The organism is Bacteroides sp. K03, assembly GCF_019734355.1.
Lineage (GTDB): Bacteria > Bacteroidota > Bacteroidia > Bacteroidales > Bacteroidaceae > Bacteroides > Bacteroides nordii.
In genome coordinates this window covers 1-22,470 of record NZ_JAASHC010000015.1, presented here as the reverse complement: position 1 = coordinate 22,470, position 22,470 = coordinate 1, and the positions used below count along the sequence as shown (strand labels likewise).

The window sequence follows — 22,470 nt, the reverse complement described above, 5'->3', positions numbered from 1 at the left end:
GTAACTCCTTTACTACACTTAATTATTTATGAGCACCATTATAAATCCCCCATATCATAGGCTTTTTCAACCATTCCGGATTCTTATAAGCTCCTAAACGCTCTAATTCCAAACGACTATATTTTTCTTCTGTTTCCGGATCATAATTCAAACGTTGTACCCAGACATCTGCTAATGTTCCATCCGGATTATAGTCTATGCACCAATAAGGTTCATACAAATTATATGGACGTTTCAGATTTGGATAAATTACAACTCCGTCATATGTAACATTATTCTTGCTATTACTATAGTTATAGCGACGCATATCAGTCCAAATTTCCGGCTGTAGGTACATACATACATATTTCTGCCGCATAATATGTCCAATATTAAAACCTATTTCAGGAAGGTAATCGACATTTTTCAAATACTTTTCTGTATATTTTGTATTACAATTGAAGCGTTCAAAACTTTTTTCCACCGCTTTTATAGTCCATTCTCTTGCACCAGTCTTATCTCCTCTCCAATACAAAGCTTCAGCCTTTATCAGCATCAATTCTTCAGTCAGAAATAAAGGTACATAACCATCATTTTTAGTATATGGATTTACAGTCAGATCTTGCGAACTCATCGGAGTAGTGCAATATAAATCGGGATAATGACTTTCTTTAGCAGAAGCATCCATACCAATATTACAATCCAGATAGCGGAAAATCGTTCTTCCGTCAGCACCTTTTCGGGGTTTCATAAGAGCCTCCATACGCGGATCTTTAGCATAACCTTTTATCGGATTTGGTGAAGCTTCAATGCCAAACATGTCTACCATCAAATATTTCGACGGAATTGTTTTATCTAAATCGTTCGAACGGCTTTCCCAACCTCCGATTTTGGGTTTTGCAGGTCCCCATGGGCAGTTAGCTTCACCTACTCCACCATCAAACTTGTAATTTGGTTCTTCCCAATCTTCCAAAGCAGCATTTACAGAATTTATTATCTGGTCACATGTATTTTGTGTATTATCCCAGTTAGGTAATTTACGCAACAAAATACGTGCTTTCAGTGCATATGTAAATTGTCTCCATTTTTTCAAATCACCAGAAAAAATCCGATCCATACTTTTGGTTATGGAGATATTTGCCGGACTATTTACAATACTTGGATCATTATACTGTGCCAACAAATCCTCAACCTCACTTAGCATCCATTCATAAATAGATTCTTGAGTGTCATAAGTCACATGATCTGTATATGCTGTAGTACGTGGCATATCACCAAAAACATCTGTAGTAAGTTGAGTAGACATCAAACGAATTGTTCGTCCGATAAGCGGGAAGTTGGTATACCCCGCTTCTTTAGCAGAAGCCAGCATTTCATTCAGATTCACCCCTATATCATAATAATGTCTGCGCCATTGAGGATGGCGATTCATTGAAAGAAATTCCCATCCCCCCTTATATGCGGTAGAATTTACCTGAGCCTTCCCTCCTGTAGTAAAAGCCTGAGCTAAATACATATTATATTCTGCATGATCATAGTTAGTCTGAGCAGCATAGAATGTTAATACTGGTAAAATGAGTTCAGGAGTGACTGTCGTAATATTATCCTTACTTCGATTAACATTCAGATAATCTTCACAGCTTACCAAAGCAATAGAGATAAGCAATAAGGCATATATAAAATTATTTTTTCTTCTCATAAATCTTATACTATTTAAAATGTTGCATTAATTGAAAAATTAAAACTACGTGTACTAGGTACTTTAAAATCATCAATACCCGTATTACCTGTCCCTCCAGCTTTACCTGCACTAATTTGCGGATCACATCCTGTATATTTTGTCAACAACAAAAGGTTACGTCCTGTAATAGAAAACTGTAAACCTTTAACAAACGACTTCTTAAGTAACGGCGTAAAATCATATCCTAAAGTCACATAGCTCAGTCGCACATAAGAACCGTCTTCAAGAAAATTCGAACTTACATTTCCAAATTTCTCACTTAACACAGTTTGAGTTAATAAAATGGGCTTTGTATTCTCTACATAAGTACCATCTGCCTGTTTTACCATACCTTTAACTACAACTTCCCGATTACGATATTTTTCAACAAAACGACTTTGTCCACTTGAAAAGAGTGAGCGTTCTGTCATATTTGCCACCGTTCCGCCTTTACGTGTATCTACCAAAAATGAAAGAGTAAAATTTTTCCAGTTCAGATTTGATGAAATACCTAATAAAAAATCAGGTTCACGATTTCCAATTAAATTGCCTTTTGCAGGGCTAATAACCGGGTATCCTTCTTCATCACAAACAATCTGACCATCCGGAGTTCGTTCATAATCTTTACCAGAAACGCCTATCGTAGGTCCATGCAGATATGCCACAGGAAAAAGATCACTAAACTGTTTCCCTTGAATTTCAGTTATATCATCAGGTAACCCTTTAACCCGTCCGCGATTAAGTCCAAAGTTCAGATTTGCATTCCAAAAGAAATCTCTGGTACGTATTATTTCTTGATTCAATTGTAATTCTACTCCCTGATTCTCAATATATCCCTCATTACGAATTTGAAGTATAGTACCTTTTGTTGGAGATACTCTTACATTTACAATCTGATTATCCACTGTGGTATTGTAATACGCTATATCCAACTTCGTTTTATCATTAAAAAAGCGTAAATCCAAACCAATTTCCCATGAACTAGCCATTTCCGGATCCAACCAAACAGCACGACTTTTAGCCGGATCAACTCCATATCCACCATCCGGGAAAGAAGCCTTTTGAATAAATCTCTTATCAAAAGCATAAGGATTAGTATCTTTACCTACCTTTGCCCAGTTACCACGTATTTTTCCATAACTAAACGTTTCGCTTGAAATCTTAAATAATTCTGTAAAAATAAAACCTCCCGTTACTGAAGGATAGAAATATGAAGTTTCACTTAATGTTGAAGAATAATCCTGCCTGGCTGTAGCACTAACGTGAGCAATACCTTTATAATCCAAACGAATTTCGCCAAAATAACCCAACATGCGTTTCAAAGAATGAGATAATGAGGTGTTTTTTCCCAGTTCGAGAGCTGGTAGATTCGAGATACTCTCAAATCCTGGTATCTGAAATCCAGCCCCACCAAATGCAGACTCCGTTCCTTTTCTTTCTTTTAATTCATATCCAGCCAAAAAGTTCAAATTAAAATCTTTAGGAAGCTCTAACTTATATGTAGCCAACGCCTGTACCGTTAATAATTGGGAACGACTTTGAGAATAGTTATATTCACCAAACTTGGCTAAATCAATATTCTCCGGATTACTAAAGTCTGATTTATCAAAAAGAGGGGCAGTTATAGATTCGGAGGTATAATGATTTTCATCAAAGCTAACTCTACCACTTAATTCAAGTCCTTTGACCGGATTCCAAACAATATTTCCCATTATAATATTACGGGCTGCATTATTTTCTCCCTGATCCATATAACGGCTCCACAGTGGGCTCAAAGGAATCTTCACAATCTCATCATCTGTCAATCCATCAAATGGATGTAACCAATTAGGTGTACCATTAGGTTTTATATAATCACGTATATCATTATTTATAGGCCAATTATATACAGTAGAGAGCACATCACCTGCCCCTCTCGATTTAGTTCTTATTATATTACCAGATAGTGAGGCCTTTAAATGCTTAGAAATCTCATATGTACCCTTCAATAAAAAATTCAACCGATCTTGATAATCATTAGGTACAACTCCATCTGTCATCGAATAACTGGCTGAAGCATAAGCAGTAAATTTATCCGTACCACCCGATAAGCTCACATCATATTTCTGAGAAAGCCCCATCTGAAAAAAGTTAGAAACATTATCATAAATTGTCTCTCCAGGTTGAACCATAGGTCCCCATCCTCCTGTTATGTCAACTTTCTCTGATAATACTCCTTTCACCCCTGGTACATAAGTCGTCTGCAATTTAGGTAGATGAAACACATTCTCGACCTGTACACTTGCATTGGCGTTAACCGTTATTTTTCCTTCTTTACCATTTTTTGTGGTAATCATTATAACACCATTAGCTGCCTCCTGCCCATACAAAGCTGAAGCCGCAGCCCCTTTCAAAACCGTCATATTCTCAATATCAGCAGGATTGATTTGCGAAGCAACACCTGCTCCAGAGACAGCTATGCCATCAATAATCAAAAGTGGCTCATTATTTTGTGTACCATTAATAGAGGAAATTCCACGAATTTGTATTTGAGATTCAGCATTAGGCGATCCACCTGAAGTACTTACACTTAATCCTGAGATCTTACCTTGCAACGTATTTACAAAGTTTGTATTAGCACCTCCCATGATTTCCTTCGAATCCAAGCTTTGTACTGCATAATTAAGTTTTTTCTTTTCCGCCTTTACTCCCATTGCCGTCACGACAACTTCATCAACCATTATTGAAGAAGGTTTCATGACAACATTTATCACAGACTGTTTACCTGCCTTCACTTCATGTGTTTCCATTCCAACATAAGAAAACACCAAAGTCGAATTGTCAGGTGCCTTAATTGAATAATTTCCATCAATATCAGTAATTGTACCCAGACTGGCATTCCCTTTAACAACAACAGATGCCCCAATGACCGGCATTCCATCTTCAGAGGAAGTCACCACTCCAGTAATCGTATGCTGTGAATATGCAGCCACAGCAGAGAAGAAAAAGAGTAGAACTAATAACTGTTTTTTCATAATATAATCTATTAATAATTTTATTTAGCTCTATCCAACGCAAGCATATGGATTTGAACATTAGAATAAATTTTCACTTAAATCAGTAAAAAAAGCATTCTTTTCTGATTACAGAAACAGATACCCCATTACCTTATCATATATGCTTTTATACTCTATAAAAGACTACGATTTAATTAGTTATAAAACTGGGGTCTTCAAACAAGAATTACAAGAAGGAAAATGTCTAACAAATATCATCTTTAAGGCTTCTTTTTATCAGACAAGATTTCTTATTTAAAGATCTCAACTTTTTATTACCTCTAATACATATGCTAAGTTCTATCAGAACTATATGATATATGCTTTGCAGTATTTCATTGCATGAGCATAAATGTACTTTCGTGATTCTCGCGGATTTAGTTTGGCGCTAAAGAAAATCTTGTTGAAGAATGAAAGATATAGCAAAAAAGGTTATATATTTGTAACCAAATCAAAAAAGAATACGGAATGAAACTTATCGCAGAAAGTGGTTCTACAAGAACTGAGTGGGCTCTTGTTGAAGATAATCATCTCGTACAGAGAGCTTTTACGGAAGGACTGAATCCTTTTTTCCAGACCAGAAGAGAAATAAGCAGAAGTGTAAGACTCGGTTTGCCAGAGTCCTTCTTTAAAAAGAAGTTGGATCAGGTATATTATTATGGCGCCGGATGTACATCTTATGAGAAAAAAAACATATTGGGTGCCTCTCTGGTAGCACAATTCAAGACTCCTATTCAAGTTGAAAGCGATTTGTTGGCAGCTGCACGCGGTTTGTTTAAATGCGAAGCTGGTATTGCCTGCATCTTAGGAACTGGTTCCAATTCATGTTTCTACGATGGTAAAATCGTTGTTAAAAATGTGAAAGCCGCAGGTTACATATTAGGTGACGAGGGAAGCGGTGCCGTGTTAGGAAAACTTTTTCTGGCTGACGTTCTTAAAGGATTAGCTCCTAAATATATTGCAACAGACTTTTATGATAAGTTTCGTATAACTGCAAATGACGCTATGGAATCTGTCTACAATTTACCATTTCCGAATCGATTCCTCGCTACTATATCTTATTTCTTAGCAGATTATCTAGACAATGACTATGTTTATAGCTTGTTAACCAATAATTTGAAAAACTTTTTTATCCGTAGTGTGTGTCAGTATGATTATAAAAGTTACCCTATTCGTTTTGTTGGTTCAGTAGCATACAGCTACTCCGAAATATTAAGAGAAGTCGCTCGTGGTTTTGGAGTAGAGCTTGATATTATTGAAGAAACCCCAATGACTGGATTAATAGAATTCCACTCTTTAAATATAGAAGAACCATAGGGTAAATACCGCACAAAGTTCATTGTTTCTATTTATGTTTCATTAAAATGTAATACGCCGTCCTATATTATTGTGAATTAATAAATATAAATCAAAATAAATGCAAATTAATGTTCTTGATATTAAAACTATTCTTATCTTTGCTATGAAGTAATTCTCAAGGAATTCTCTCGGCCTTTGTTTAATGATAACATTGCCTCTTAAAACAATTAATAAAAAGTTAACCATACTTATAAATAGGAAAAGGCTAAGTTCTGATAGAACTTGGTATAAATAAAAACTCCACCTAATTTCACAGAGCTTCCAAATTTTCCACAATCCGTAAGTAGTAGTATATTTAAGCACAATGTTTTAAGCTTAACAACAAAAAAACAAAAAAGCCTTTTAAATACAATAATTACAGAAACGGTAACTTATAATAAACCATACAAACAATCTCAAACCAACAAAAGAAAACTAACAACACACAAAGAACTAAAAAGCAACAGATTACCACATCGCCCCTCCATTTACACCTCCCCGACAATCCAATAAAGCGATACACAGCCAAAACAATTCATAAAAATCCAACCAGAAAATACTTCTCCCCTCAAAAGCCACAATTCCGAATGTTTAATATTAATAATCATAAAACAAAATAAGTTAATTTAATTCCTAAATATTTGTTTCTAAAAATAAATTAATGAATATTTGAGGGAATAAAATAAGCATAAGTAGCAGAAACAGTTCTTCCGATAGACGGAAATACTTCTTTTCAGTACCCTATTTTAAGAAAAGTACTAAGCTCAATATATAATATATAGAACACCATTATTAACCTTTAATTTTTTAAAATCATGAGAAAGTTTTTTCTGCTTTTGCTACTTTACTTATGTCAGCAAACTTACTCACAAGAAGTGAATGTTGTATCAGTAAAACAATTACCAGGTACAGATGTCGGTAAAGCTTACCATCCTAAGTTCAGCCCTACAGGTGAATACTTACTATTTACCTCTGATAATTATTCCGGGCTTAAAAAGTACGACTTAAAAAACGGAAAAGTAACCGTAGTAACTAAAGCGCCCAATGCCGGATATAATGTTCAGATCAGTACCGATGGAAATAATATTTTCTATCGTGAACAATCACTGAATAAAAGGAATATGAGAGAAACAGCTCTAAAGAAGATAGACCTGACAAATAAAAAAGAAAGTCAGTTAATATCGTCAACACGTAGCTTCCAGCTTCATAAAGCCATCGATGGGAATATTCTATATGTCAAAGACAACCGGTTGTCATCAAAAAGAGTATACGGAGAAAAGATAAAAACAACTCCGGACGTAGTCAACATCGAGAACCGCCAATTAATATTGTATCATAACGGAGAACGCACAGAACTATCTCCCAATGGTAAAAACTACAGCTATCTTTGGCCTTCCATATCTCCGGATGGCAGAAAAATACTGTATAAAGTAGCCGGAAAAGGCACATTCATATCCAATATAGACGGCTCCAATCCAATACGTATAGCTAACCTAAATACACCTGTATGGTTAGGTAATGAATGGATTGTAGGTATGAACGATAATGACAACGGAGAACGTATACTATCTTCAACCATCGAGGTTGTATCCGCAGACGGACAAAAACACAAAACACTTAGTGATCCTTCTATTATCGCAATGTATCCGGCCGTTTCTACCGATAACTCATCCATCGTTTTCAATACAGATAACGGTGATATTTACCTCATGCAAATTACCATTAAATAGAGATTTTAATTATGAAAACACTGAAATACATAATCATAGTTGGCCTATGTTTACTGTGCACAGGCCTCAATGCCAAAGACCTTACAGGCGTAAGAATCTATATCAATCCAGGTCATGGAGGTTTTGATGCAGCCAACGACCGGAATGTTGTCACTATTCCCTATGGAGCCAATAATCCAAAAGGTTTCTGGGAATCTTCCAGCAGTTTAACAAAAGGATTAGCTCTACGCGATATGCTCGAAGCCCATGGAGCAACCGTTATGATGTCAAGAACCGAAAACAGGGACGAAGACGATCGTAACCTCACTGAAATAGCAGAAGAAGCATCGGCAAATGACATGGACGCCTTCTTATCTATCCACAGCAATGCTGTAGGGGTAAATCAAGGAACCAATTATCTTTTACTGCTATATCGCGGAACAGATGACGAGCCAGATCCCGCACTTAGTAAACCAATGGCACAGACATGCTGGACCAGAATGTACGATAACCCATTAACCAACTGGACCTACTATAGTGCTACCAATATGAATGTTCGTGGCGACTTTTCATTTTATGGTTATCATCTGGGAGTTCTAAGAAACAATACAGTACCAGGCTTCCTTTCCGAAGGTGAATTCCATGACTATTTACCCGAAACTCACCGCTTGCTTAACGAAGATTACCGCAAACTGGAATCGGCACGTTTCTTTCGCTATTTTTGTGACTATTTCGAAGCAGAGCAGGACTCTAAAGGTATTCTGGCCGGACTCGTAAAAAGTTCCAACGAGCGTATCAACAATCCGCTATATCTTTATAAGGCCGGAACAAACGATCAATGGTTGCCCATAAACAAAGCTCAGGTAGAGTTATTCGACAATAAAGGCAACAGCATAGGTTCTTATCAAACCGATGAATGCTATAATGGATTCTATGCTTTCTTTAATTTGGAACCAGGGAAATACAAAATCAAAATAACAGCAGAAAACTATGAAACTGCCGAAATAGACGCAGAAGTAAAAGCTGGCGAGACAACTTCCCTAATCACACAAATTGAAAACAAAACAGTAATCATAGAAAAAGAGATACCTGCGGATTATCCGGACCCCAACCAGGAAGCAGGTGCTATAGCAATGCCATTTTATCAAACCCAGGAAACCGCTACAAATACATTCGAATGGCTTAAAGATAAGGATATCCGCAAAAGTATTTTACACGACAATAAGCTATACATTCTAACAACAGAGCCCAATATTTATGTAGGAAACCCAACTACAGGCGAATTAATTGGTGAGCTAAAACTCACCGGTATCGAAAGTGGTATTCTGCCAATAAGCGACATCGCATTCTCTGCTGATGGCTACTTAATGGCTTGTAATAAGAATGTTGTAAAACTACCAGCCGATGATCAGAAATTCAAAGTATATACCTGGGATGATGACGAATCAGAGCCTAAATTATTCTTTGAAACAACCCAACAGGGAAATTTCTCAGAATCCACTATCGGAGAGACATTTGCCATCAGCGGTCCACGCTGGAAATGTAAAATTTACACTCCGGCAGTTACTACCGGAAGTTCCAGACAAATCCGAATTGTAGGATATCTGATTGACGAAGAAACCCCTAACATCATTGGTTATAAATACATGATGGATGGTAGCTATACCGAGGCACTTTGGGGAGAAGCCATTACATTTACTCCTTCTCCTCTCGGCACCGACCGCTTCATTGCAGACAGCGAAGTATTATTACCAACTGAATTTGGTTTCGACTGGACAATCGCCGACCGTAATCCGCTAATCAACCACGGAGCAATAAATGAAAGTTTACTTTCACCACAAGCCAAAGGTGCTAACTTCTTCCGTTACGCACAACACTCATTTATGATATCTCCCAACTGCGATAACAATTTAAACCATCCATGTGCCGTTTTATTCGACATAACAGAGGGGCTGGATAAAGCAACCCAAATATCCGACGTATTGACCGGTAGCAATTCAAGTGAAAGTTCCGAACCTTACATGATGGCAACAGGTACAGTAAACGGATACGATATGAATCTATACCTGTATACCCAAAATACGGGAATAACCCAATTCCAAACAGTTACAACAGATGCTACTGCAAATATCTACGCCTCCGCACTAAAGATGGAAAGCACAGAACAGCAACATAAGTTCAGCTTCCTGCTCAATGAAGACGCCACCGAAGTAGCCATTGAATTCACCAGTGGAGACAAGGTTTTGAAATCATACAGTGCAGGTGCTTTATCTAAAGGAAATAACCAGGTTTCAATAGCAAAAACAGAAATACCTTTGGGTAAGGATATACATTGGCAAGTGAAAGCAACAGCCAAAAGTGTGGCCCGTCCGATAAAAATGACCGGAGACGAAGAGACACTAAAATTTTACAATGCCTACGGAGTTGCCATAGACAATAACCCCGAAAGCCCCTACTTTGGACGCATATATGTAGCAAGTAGCAAACCGGGAACTTCCGGCAATCGTGCCACAGGACAAGGTATTTACATCATGGATCCACAATTCAAAGACATTACCGGTCAGGCCAATAAAGCTTACGACGGTGGCATTGAGTGGAGTAGCAGTAACAGTCCATTCCGTTTAGTAGTAGCACCGGATAGCAGAGTATTCATGTGTGATTTCAGCGATACCCATTCCGGTATCTACATAATGGACCCTGCCAAACCAACTGACAATTTCGTCAGCCTATTCGATGGGTTGACCAGAGATGCCAATGGCCTCGCCAGTAACTCTTCCAACGAAGCAGTACACGGTTCTTCTTCCTCTTGTTATGTAACTGGCACAGGTGAAAATACAATACTGTATACATTCGACGAAGATTATAAAGTAGATGGCAAAGCCGGAAACATTCTGCAGTACAACATTGGAACAGCGACAAACTGGACAGAAGCTCCAAGCGTTGCCTTCAACAATGCGGCCACAGGCGGATATCAACTGAATATGAACTCTACAATCCTACCGGACGGACGCGGTGGATGGTGGATTTCCCAATACCGGGCAGCAGACGAAGCCAATGTTCCTTCGTTAATCCATTACAATGGTACTACAATAGACTTTGTATCAGGCAAGATAGATCCTACTATCATTGAAAATTCCCGGAATGGCGGTATGGCCATCAACTTCGACGGAACCCGCATTGCCATGGGATGTAACAATGAAATTAAGATATTAGGAATCACTTATAGCGAAGAGGGAGTACCTTCCATCAAAAGGCTTCATTCAATCAAACCCGGACTGGGAGCCAACTCCAACAGCCTTGCTTTTGACTGGGCCGGTAATGTATATCTGATTTCCAACTCCGGCGAACGCCTTGGCATGTGGACTCTTCCAAAAGCTGATAACACAGCTATTACACCAGCCCCATCTTCTCAAACAATCTCCAACGAAATCGGAACAGTTACCAATCTCAAAGCAGCGATAACCACCGAAGGCGTATCATTAACATGGGAAGCTCCGGCAGGTTCCGTAGACACTCCCGAATACAACGTATATCGTGGAGAAGAACTACTGGCCACCCTCACAGAGACAAGTTATACGGACGAGAATGTGGTGAGCGGCACATATTCATACAGCGTAACAGCCGTCTTCGGAAACTACGAAACAGCCAAAGCAACTACTTCTATAGTGATAACAGGCATAGAAGAGCCAGCCACAACTGCAACCTCTATTTATCCAAATCCTACCGATGGACCAGTTAATATAGAATCCGAAGAAGCCATTCATACCATCCAGGTGTATGACATGAACGGCCGCATTGTTCTGAATATGAATAATCTGAATACGAATAAAGAAACGATTAGCCTCTATGAACAGGCAAGTGGAATTTACATAATCAAGGTGAATAACACGATCAATCGAATCATTCGTAAGTAAATCAAGCACGAAACCGGTTATCACGGTTTCTATAGATTAATAGCAACAAGTTGACAGGAGGCTGGGGGAACAAATATTTCGAACAGCCTCCTGTTTGCTTATCAAACAAACTCAAAAACACTCTACAAATTATGGTGACTTATATAAAACGGATTCTCACAACCTCAATACTATCTGCACTATTCGGTTTTCAGGCTTATGCACAACAAGTTCTGAAATATGAATATGACGAAAGTGGTAATCGCCTATCACGGAAAGTTATATTGTTACCTTCCAAACAGGATCAAACCCGTCAGGGTAAATCCGGTCAGGAAAGCATCAACGAACTCATAGAAACTTTCTCCATAACAATATATCCTAACCCAACCCACGAAAATTTAACAATTTCAACTCAAAGCGCAAGCAATAATCCTCTCACAGAATTAATGCTTTACAACACACAAGGAAAGCTATTATACAAAGACAAAAACAACAATAATACCAATACGATTAACATGTCGATGTATGACAAAGGTATATACCTTCTTATCATCATGATAGAAGGCAACCGAAAAGAATTTAAGGTCATAAAACAATAGGTATCTTACAAAATATAAACCCTCAAATAATCAAACATATATTATGAAAACAATAAAACCTATCGTAGTTATCGCAGTACTTATCTGTTTATGTAAAACAGTAATTGCACAAACCTCTCAGATCACATACGGACAAGACCATCTAAGTGGCAAATTAGATATATCCGGTGTAGATTACGCCACTTCAAATGTATATACATGGACTTTTGACATTCCTCAAAACCAATCTGTCCAGATCACAAGAGTTAACAATTGCTACATGCCAACAACCACATGTATAGAAATACTCTTAAACAACCAAACTCCGATATTGAGTCAACCGTCTATAGGGGAATTCACTCAAACCGTGATCTCGACCAACGGTAAAGTAACCGTAAAAATGACTTCCCCCGGCCTGGAAACAGAAAAAGAAACAGTAGCAACAATAAGGTTTGCACAGATCACTACAAGTAACAGTTCAACCGTTGTCTATGAAGGAGATGTCCAACTAAACGCCGGTACCCTACGGGCATATGGACAAGAAAAATACCTGGGCTCTAAAGTTGCAGCCGTATTAGGAAAAGACTACGCAAGCTATACCTGCTTCGGAGCCATTAACGGAGGCCGCATCAGAGGCAGTAATGAAGGATACCTGATTATAGAAGGAAACCCCAATGGATATGGGGATAAAACTCTTTACCTGAACACATATACTTCCAATGCAAACATATTGATGACAAGTCCCGGAGGAAGAGTCGGCATCGGCATATCCAAACCTGCGGAAAAGCTTCATATAGGAGGTGCAATTCGTGGAAACGGGACCGGAGGTGCCTTAAAAATAAAAACAGAATTCGGACAAGTGGAAGTGGGTGCCCAAAACAACACAGGAATACATTTTACGACAACTTTACCCAAGTTTATCTTTAATCAAAACATGGATATAAAGGGAGTTCTCCGGGCAGCAGAAATAAAAGTGGAAAGTATTGATAAATTCGCCGACTTTGTTTTTGAGAAAGACTATCAATTGCCCTCTCTGAAAGAGACCAGTGAATTTATCAAAGCCAACGGACATCTACCGGGAATACCATCGGCTATTGAGGTAAAAGAAAACGGTATGAACCTGGTGGAAATGCAAGTAAAGCTACTTCAGAAAATAGAAGAATTAACCTTGCATGTTATCGAACTGCAAAACGTTGTCGAGCAACAAAACAGTAAAATCCAACAGTTGGAAAACACTCAAAAGTAAATATCATGAAAAAAATACAGGTCCTCTTACTATTAATCATGACCTGCCTGGGCAAGCCCAACCCGCTTTCAGCCCAAGCTAAAGAGTATACACTGCAGGACAACTATTCCGGCACTAACCAGGAATACATAGCCAGAGATTATATATCCCTGTTACCCGGCTTCTCTTATACGCCCTCCGACGGCAATACTTTCCATGCACAAATAGATCCTGCATTATTGTTTCCACCAACCGACAATACCATCGATCCCACTTCGGGAGGTATGGTTGGCAGCATCCCCGGGGAGTTCAGAGTCAATCCGATAGGAGCAGCCACTTATACCCTTCCTATTGACTGCCCGGAAGGAATCAATAACGTACAGCCAAAGATCTCATTAGTTTATGACAGCAATGGAGGAAACGGATATTTGGGTTGGGGATGGAGTTTATCAGCTTCATCAGCAATTACACGTACCGGGAGTACATTGCATCATGACGGAGAAATATCGGAAATAAAACTGGACAATACCGACAACTATATACTTGACGGACAGAGGTTATTCTTACTATCCGGTACTCCGGAAAACCCCAACAAGGAATTTAAAACAGAGATAGAGAATTATAGCCAGATAGGAACGAAAGTAAATCCTCAAATGTATTTTGAGGTTATCACCAAAGAGGAAACAAAGTTGGAATATGGTTCTACAGATGATTCCCGAATGGATGCAATTGATCAGAATCGGCGTCTTGCCTGGCTTTTAAAACGGGCAACAGACCGCAACGGGAATTATATTTTATACAATTATGACAAATTCCCCGAAGAACTGACAGGAGAAGTACGTCTACACTCCATCCAGTATACCGGAAATGTATCCGCCAACAAAGCACCTTCCTACACTGTAGAATTTCAATATGGCGAACGACCCGACCTACAATACTTATACATCGGAGGCTCCAGAACATGTATTTCCAGAGTACTGAGCAAAATAGTTATAAAGAAAGGAGAAAAAATAATACGGTGGTATGACCTGCGATACAATTGGGATCCGATCAATACCCGCCTGACGTCTGTACAAGTATATAACGGAAGTTATGAAAAAATGAATGCTACTTCCATCGAATGGGGAACGGCAGACAATTCAATTAAAACAGATGTTTTCCGCCCGGAAGGTTTATACAGAAAAGAACAACAACCTTTTTGGTATGCAGATTTCAATGGGGACGGACGAATGGACTTTGCAACTTTCGTTCGTGGAGATCCACAAAGCCAAATCGTATTCTACGTTGCCGATAATTCGGCCAATGGATTCAGTAAATGGCGGGCCATGGGACTCATACTCTTTCCGGATGAAACCAGTAGTGTTTATGATGACTTCCATACCATTATACCCGGAGATTTCAATGGAGACGGACTGACCGATTTTGTATTGGTCACTCGCAAAAAGAACTTCGATAGCAACATCGTCTATAACCATCAATTATATATTAACCAAGGCAAGCAGCCCGGTGCATTCTTCACAGGAGGAAGGTATATAGAGCAACCTACCGTAGGACTGGCCGGTGACTTTGACGGTGACAGAAAACTGGAGTTAGTTTTTGAAAACACCTCTCAGACTTATAGGCTAAGTGATTCTTCCATCAACAATTTAGTAGCAGGCCAGGACATCGTATGGGGCAACAAGGCCCATACAGCAGACTTCCCGAATAATAAATATATGCTGGATTTTAACGGGGATGGGAAAACCGATATAATGGTGCTGGATAGAAACGGATTCCGGATATACACCCTGAATAAAGTGAACGATAAATACAGATACCAATTATTATTCAGTGGTGATTATCCTACGTATAACACGGGGATTTATTTTTCAGACTTCAATGGTGATGGTAAAACAGACCTTATCACTCAGAAGATTGCTTATGATGAAACCGACAATGAAACTGCCATACATTTATCCACTGGTAAAGAATTCGCAAAAAGACTTCTCCCTGAATTGAAACAGCATTTGACCAAACTATACCCTGGGGATTACAACGGAGATCATAGAGTGGACATTGCCTATTTCACTGCATCAACAAAATTGACAATCGGATATTTTACCGGGCTCAAATTCAATTGGAATAACTTCACTCTCTTATCCGGTGTTGAGCCCATGAATAATAACATTAATGCCGATTTCAACGGAGATGGAAAAGACGAAATTATCTATAATGCATTCTCCAACACTAATGGCAATGCCATGTATTCGTTCAGCCTGGGAAAGAATTGCGAAGAGCTCTATGTCAATAAAATAAAAGACGGCATGGGAAAAACAATTTCCATTGGCTACGCATACACATACGATCCATCCGTCTATCTCACCTCGCAATTCTACCTGAAAAACTATCCTCTCATTGGTTTAAACGACAAATTGAAGGTAGTAAAGAGTTACGCTGTCGGTGACGGTACTACTATGTTCACGACCGAAATGAAATATCAAAACGGACGTATGCATCTGCATGGCAAAGGATTTCTGGGTTTTGAAAAAGTTACCGCCAAAGACATTGTATCTGATATTCAAAATACCACCACCTATGGATACGACACTCAATACTACAATGTGTTCGTGGAGAAACAAGAAAGTGAGACTTCCGGTAACCAGCTCATTTCTTCCCATGTATTCACCAACAAAAGAGAAGGTTTGGGAAAGAGGTACTTCCCCTATATAGAGGAAGAAACGAAAACCGATCATCTGAGCGGGTTAACCACAACAACACATAACGATTCGTATATTGAAGGAAACCCCGGTAAAGTGACTATTACCACCGGAGATATCAGGCAAGAGAATATTTATGAGTATACCAATGTCGGCTCTCCCTATCAGAACAAAATAAAAAGTGTAATTACCAACAAATATTTGGGTAGTGACATCTATTCTCAAAAACGAACATACGAGTATGACGAAAAGGGGAATCTGAAAAAAGAAATTCTGAATGACAATATCCCCACAGAGAAAGTCACAACGGAATATAGTGATATTGATCCATACGGACGTTACAAAACAAAATCCATAACGGCTTACGATGGAAAAGGATCTTTTGTAACCCGTTCCATCCAACGGACATTTACCCCTTCCGGTGATTTCATCGCTTCATCGAGCAATGTTCTGAATGAAGTAACCACTTATGATTGGGATGAAACCACCGGACTCCTGCAGAGGGAAACAAATCCGCAAGGACTCATCACCAGTTATCAATACGACAATTGGGGTACGCTCAGGGAGACCTGTTATCCGGACGGAAAGCGTAATACAGAAAGCAGACTATGGGCAAATGAAGGCAACGAATTCAATGCCAGATACTATACTTACAAAGAGACATCGGGCTCGTCGCCCACATGGACCTGGTACGACTCTTTGGGAAGAGCAATTGTTACCCAAAGCTATGGTTTGAACAACCAGTTGATATCCGTTTTCACCCAATACGACTCCCAAGACCGGGTCTGGAGAATTTCAGAGCCAACATTCAACAACACCCCGGATACCTGGGCAGAAACACGTATTTATGACCCGTTTGGCAGACCAAGTACGGTAGCCACCCTAATGGGTAAAACCACCTATGCATACAACGGATTGTCAACAACCATAGTATCCCCCAATGAAACCCAAACCACCGTATTAAACACTTCCGGTCTGACAGAGAGCGTTAACACGAACGGGAAATCGGTATCATATACCTATTACGCCTCCGGATTGACAAAAACTGCAACACCGCAGGGAGGACAATCCATCACGATACAATATGACCGTCAGGGTAATCAAACCAAACTGATCGATCCGGATACAGGTACAATACGCTCGGAATATAATGGGTTCGGAGAGTTGATTACTACCGTACAAAAAATACATGCCGATCAGGATAGCATCCGTACCGAACATCATTACGACAACAACGGATTACTGACCCAAATAGATCGTAACGGAGAAATCACCGGTTATACATATGACACCAATGTCAAGAGCCGGATCAAATCGAGATCCATTGCAGGCCGGCACAACCAGGCCTTCACGTATGACAAACTCGGCAGGATTACCGGAACAACCGATAACATACAGCAGAAAATTTTCAAAACCGCCTTTGAGTACGACTCTTTCGGACGAATCAAGAAAGGAACGTATCCTTCCGGTTACTACATTCTCAATCAATATGATAAATATGGTAATCTGACAAACGTTGCAGACCGCTATAACCGCAACATCTGGCAAGCCGTTGACGAAAATGCCAAAGGACAGATACTCCATGAAAATAAAGGTGGAAAAATTACCACTTACGAATATGACGACCGGGGATTCCCCACTGCCATTATGGCCAAAAACGTCATAGACATGTCCTATTCCTTCAATACCAAAGGTAATCTTGAATACCGTACTGATCGCCTGACCAATCAAAAAGAGGTATTCGCTTATGACGGCATGAATCGCCTGACCAATTGGGATTTATACAAGAGTGACGCCTTGGTGAAGCAAAACAACCTGCAATTCAATGATGCAGGAAATATTGCATCCAAAAGTGACCTTGGCAGCTTGTACATGAACTATGGGGAAGACGGTAAAGGTCCACACGCGCTCACCTCCATTAGCGGAGTTCCCAGAAATTTCCCGGCTGACGATTTGAATGTAACCTACACGGATTTTAAGAAAATCAATACCCTTGCAGAAGGTGACAAGCTATATACTGTCAGTTATGGCGTAGACAACCAGAGGTGTAAAACAACATATACTCAAAATGGTATTCTACAACACACCCGCTACTATTTGGGGAATTATGAGGAAGAAATAAATCCCATCCATAATACAACCCAAAAGATACATTATCTGCCCGGAAATTCTATTTTAATCATTGACAGTGAAGGCAAAGAGACACTGTACTATGGTTATGCCGATTATCAGGGTTCTCTGGTGGCATTAGCCACTCCAACGAGTGTGGTCAGGAATGGTAAGTTTGCTTACGATCCCTGGGGAAGAAGACGCAACCCTGACAACTGGGCAGAAAACGACAATCGTACCACATGGCTTGTTAACAGAGGCTACACCGGACATGAACATTTAGATGCGTTCGGAATCATCAACATGAACGGGCGGGTTTATGATCCACTCACCGCTTCATTCTTTTCCCCGGACCCCTACGTACAAGCACCGGACAACTGGATGAGTTTCAACCGGTATTCGTATTGTCTCAACAACCCGCTGATATATACCGACCCGAATGGAGAGTTTTGGTGGTATGTTGTGGCAGGCATTATCGGAGGAACCATCAACGTAGTCACCCACTGGGATGAAGTATCATCCGGCGGTTTTCTGACCGGACTTGGTTATTTTGGCGTCGGAGCCCTCTCCAGTGTTGCAGGTTGTGCAGTAGGCACAGCCGTAGCAGGAATAGTAGGAACTACCGGAATATTAGGTGGCGCTACCGTAGGATTTTTTAGTGGATTTGCTTCCGGTTTCGTTGCAGGCGGAGGAAACGCCCTGATGGCTGGTGACAACTTTATGGAAGGAGCGTTTAATGGTGCAGCAGCCGGTTCTTTTTCCGGTCTTTTATCAGGGGGCATCTTTGGAGGATGGAGTGCTTATTCCCAAGGGAAAAATGTTTGGACCGGAGAAGATATCCTTAAGGGGTATAATCCATTCTCTCCGGACTACAAACCCATAGAAAAAACAGTACAAACCAGGCCTACCTTAAAATCGCCTGATGATTTACCAACTATCCCTAAATTACCAGACGATGAAATCACAAATTATTCTATAACGACTTACAAACAAGAATATAGAAATCCAGTTATAGAAGGTAAAAAATTAATCATTAGGCCACTTGAAATTACAGGATATTCTCCACGGCTTGAATTACAAAATGATTTATATCACAATTTTCCACGAATCTTCGACAAACAAATATTGCAAGAAGGATGGTTATATGGTACTAATGGCAATAGTACAATGCTTGTTGCTCCAGGTTCCATTAATGGGGTGAATGGCATATACACTCTTGGAATAAATAACCAAACCGGGATTATATATCATAGAGATTTTTATGACTGGAATTCATTTATGAAATCATTTAAATTTAACACTAATTACTAAAATCATGGAAGATATTTATTTTTATAATTCAAACAGACTACCAATCATGAGTTGGCATAAAATCAAACGAGAAAACAAGAAAATATTTTTCAACATTAATATAACAAAAAATATATTTACAATTAAACATGAAGGATGTATCGATAATACAGGATTATTGTTACTAATGGATAATTTAAACGAAATATATATTGGGAATAAAAATATTATAGAATTCACCTTATTCTCTCCCCCTTTGAAAATAAAACTAGTAAAAGATATATCCGGTATTATTAATGTAAAATTATTATTTATCGATTCTGGATATAACGCAATAATGGAAATTGCATACACATTTGATCAGTCTTTTTTACCGGAGTTAATAAACCACTTATCACTTATTTAAAAGATGACACATATGAAAGATAATAAATTAGAAATCAGCTTCAAAGAAAGCCAAGGGAATAATGCTATATTATGGAATAATTTCATAAAAAAAGACGAAGAATATTTTAACTTTGATTTTAAATTGGAACTTTCTGTTTTTTCAGTAAAAACAAAGTTCAATGCTACAATTCAAGATATTATTATGTTTAAAGATCTTTTAAAAGACATGTACTATTCAAAGAGAGGAAACTGTTGTTTCTCCCCATTAGGAGAATTTGTTAAATTAGAAATAACATTTGTAAAAAATAACATTCTAAAGATGAATGGATATATAGCAGATAGATCAATCCCTCAAAGTAATTTCAGCTTTTCATATATCCTTAATGACAATGATTTGGCTGGTTGGATCAATGATCTTAACAAAGTAATCTACGATTATCTTCTACAAAAATGAAAAATGAATATAATCAAATGGTTCATATGAAAGAATTTAAAAAACAAATCATGGAACTTTTACAGCAGAAATTATCTGTATACGGATTTAAGAAAAAGAAGCAAGATCTTCTCATCCGCACCGTAAAAGAAGGTAATGTGGTCCAAATATTAGCGTTTGGATTTGCTCATGAGGGAAGAAACAGAATATCTATTTCTATTACTGTTGGCGTTATTTATAAGAATATAAACGATGAGGGTATAAAATTTGGTAAAGCGGATCATTTGGTATATTACAATCCAATGGAATGCTCACAAATTGGTGATCTGATGCCACAAAAAGGTTATTATGATTGGTATTTCGAGCTAAATGGTGATTCACAAGCCATAGAAAAAAATGTCAGAGACATGGTATTTACTACCATCGAGTATGGCTTTCCATATCTTGAAATGTTATCAAATGAAGAGAATCTTATCAATGAGATTGATAGAACTTCAACCACCAACTACAAAGGTCGTATTATCCCAATAATATATCATATGCGCAATGAAAAAGAGCGTGCATTGCAATACATTGAAAAATCAATCAAAGAGATATCTAAAGGATTCACTAAAGAAGATTATGAAAGTGCCAAAAGATTAGCTGGAGAAGGTGGATACTTTATAATGGTTGAAAACAATGCACTAAAATATTACATGGAGTTTGTGGAGAACTTCAAAAGAATATTGAATGAGGAAAATGTAGATTCAGTTTCTAAAGAGAATAATCTTCCGGATGAAATAAATTAAATTCACTTATGAAATTATTTTAAACGTTATATGGGCTATATAAATCATGAAAAATGTCTATATTTACAAATCAAACAGAAAAACAAGAGCACATAGTCCATATAATACAAAATTAATACTCTCAAAAGAAAAACAATCTATTCACCCAAATATAAAATATAGGAGAAAAGAATTATGAGTTATGATTTAATGGTATTTGAAAGGGAGAAAGCTCCCTCAAAACAAAAGGATTTTCTTGATTGGTATGAGAAAGAAACAGAATGGACCGAAGATCACGGGTATAATGACCCTACTGTATCGTCGCCCGCACTACAAGAATGGTATCGTGAAATGATACAAACATTCCCAAACATGAACGGACCCGATGCTCCTACTAACGAACAACTGGACGAGGACGAAGACTTAGAGTCACACCTCACAGACTATGCCATAGGACGTAATGTCATTTATGCCGCTTTCAGTTGGTCTACAACAGAAGAAGCGTACGAGCTTACAAAACGGCTGGCACAAAAACATGGCGTAGGTTTCTTTGACGTTAGCGGAACCGATGGAGATATTTTTCTGCCGGATGGAAGCTTAATGAAATAAATACGAAAACGATAAGAGAAAAAACTATCCCATATATAAAGTTTACTTCATACACAAAGGTGCATTTTTAACATTTCGTTAAAAATGCACCTTTCATCACATTACAATAATAATTACAAACACAATTATTCTTCATCTATTATATTCATTCCGATTTTACCCTAATAAATATATCTTTAAACCACTTTTTATTTATTCAGATAAATGGCATATAAAATTCGAGGCAAATATTTATAATTATTTTTCAAAACAGAAAAACACATAAAAGGTTAAAAGAGGGAATGAAAAACAAAGAAATATAACAACAAAGACAACAGAAAATAACCCACTGATTATCAAATAGTTAAATATTGCTTTTTTCCTCTACGAGGAACAACCCAAAACTCTACGAGAAACACTCAATTCCTCGTAGAGTTTCGAACGTTTTCTCTACGACAAACAGTCCGAAAATTTATAAGACATTACATTTTTCCATAAACACCCAAGAAGAGGATTCATTTCATTGTAACAAATTATCATCCACCATGACAAGCATTTATTTTAAACTGATTCCTCTAAAACAAAAGTGTACACTTTATACATGCAAGAATGTACACTTTCGCAATACAATAATGTACACTCTTATGGTTCTTCTTCAATTTAGTTGAACCGTGTTTGATAAGTCACTTTTGCAAAGTAGGCTCTATGGGATTCAAAATCATC

At 38.3% G+C, this 22,470-nt stretch carries 12 protein-coding genes; 10 read left to right on the top strand and 2 right to left on the bottom strand.

The genetic code is table 11. The annotated features are described in order from the left end of the window. Positions 1-22: 22 nt before the first annotated feature. Entirely contained in the window at positions 23-1,678 is a 1,656-nt protein-coding gene (locus HCG69_RS11895) for a SusD/RagB family nutrient-binding outer membrane lipoprotein (protein WP_221650224.1), read from the bottom strand. A 14-nt stretch (positions 1,679-1,692) separates the two neighbouring features. Next, the gene (locus HCG69_RS11890) at positions 1,693-4,713 is read right to left on the bottom strand and encodes a SusC/RagA family TonB-linked outer membrane protein (protein WP_221650223.1); all 3,021 of its coding nucleotides are present in this window, start codon (positions 4,711-4,713) and stop codon (positions 1,693-1,695) included. A gap of 489 nt (positions 4,714-5,202) precedes the next feature. Here HCG69_RS11890 and HCG69_RS11885 point away from each other — a divergent pair, with 489 nt between their 5' ends. From HCG69_RS11885 to HCG69_RS11840, 10 genes are all read left to right on the top strand, one after another. Next, positions 5,203-6,051 carry a hypothetical protein gene (locus tag HCG69_RS11885; RefSeq protein ID WP_002558923.1) on the top strand — a complete coding sequence of 283 codons (849 nt, stop codon included), beginning with the start codon at positions 5,203-5,205 and terminating at the stop codon, positions 6,049-6,051. Positions 6,052-6,887: 836 nt separating this feature from the next. Next, entirely contained in the window at positions 6,888-7,802 is a 915-nt protein-coding gene (locus tag HCG69_RS11880; protein ID WP_221650222.1) for a hypothetical protein, read from the top strand. 11 nt (positions 7,803-7,813) lie between these two features. Next, complete coding sequence (locus HCG69_RS11875; RefSeq protein ID WP_221650221.1) at positions 7,814-11,695, top strand: T9SS type A sorting domain-containing protein; 3,882 nt, start codon at positions 7,814-7,816, stop codon at positions 11,693-11,695. A gap of 131 nt (positions 11,696-11,826) precedes the next feature. Continuing rightward, complete coding sequence (locus HCG69_RS11870; protein ID WP_122201050.1) at positions 11,827-12,273, top strand: T9SS type A sorting domain-containing protein; 447 nt, start codon at positions 11,827-11,829, stop codon at positions 12,271-12,273. A gap of 43 nt (positions 12,274-12,316) precedes the next feature. Next, positions 12,317-13,498, top strand: coding sequence for a hypothetical protein (locus tag HCG69_RS11865; RefSeq protein WP_221650220.1), 1,182 nt, complete (start codon positions 12,317-12,319; stop codon positions 13,496-13,498). Positions 13,499-13,503: 5 nt separating this feature from the next. After that, entirely contained in the window at positions 13,504-19,593 is a 6,090-nt protein-coding gene (locus HCG69_RS11860) for an FG-GAP-like repeat-containing protein (protein WP_221650219.1), read from the top strand. A 4-nt stretch (positions 19,594-19,597) separates the two neighbouring features. Next, positions 19,598-19,978, top strand: coding sequence for a hypothetical protein (locus tag HCG69_RS11855; RefSeq protein WP_221650218.1), 381 nt, complete (start codon positions 19,598-19,600; stop codon positions 19,976-19,978). Between the two features lie 12 nt (positions 19,979-19,990). Continuing rightward, positions 19,991-20,413 carry a hypothetical protein gene (locus HCG69_RS11850; RefSeq protein WP_221650217.1) on the top strand — a complete coding sequence of 141 codons (423 nt, stop codon included), beginning with the start codon at positions 19,991-19,993 and terminating at the stop codon, positions 20,411-20,413. Continuing rightward, the gene (locus tag HCG69_RS11845) at positions 20,410-21,180 is read left to right on the top strand and encodes a hypothetical protein (protein ID WP_255585882.1); all 771 of its coding nucleotides are present in this window, start codon (positions 20,410-20,412) and stop codon (positions 21,178-21,180) included. Before HCG69_RS11850 ends, HCG69_RS11845 begins: the two co-directional genes overlap by 4 nt. 174 nt (positions 21,181-21,354) lie before the next feature. After that, positions 21,355-21,768 carry a hypothetical protein gene (locus HCG69_RS11840; RefSeq protein ID WP_221650216.1) on the top strand — a complete coding sequence of 138 codons (414 nt, stop codon included), beginning with the start codon at positions 21,355-21,357 and terminating at the stop codon, positions 21,766-21,768. Positions 21,769-22,470 lie beyond the last annotated feature (702 nt).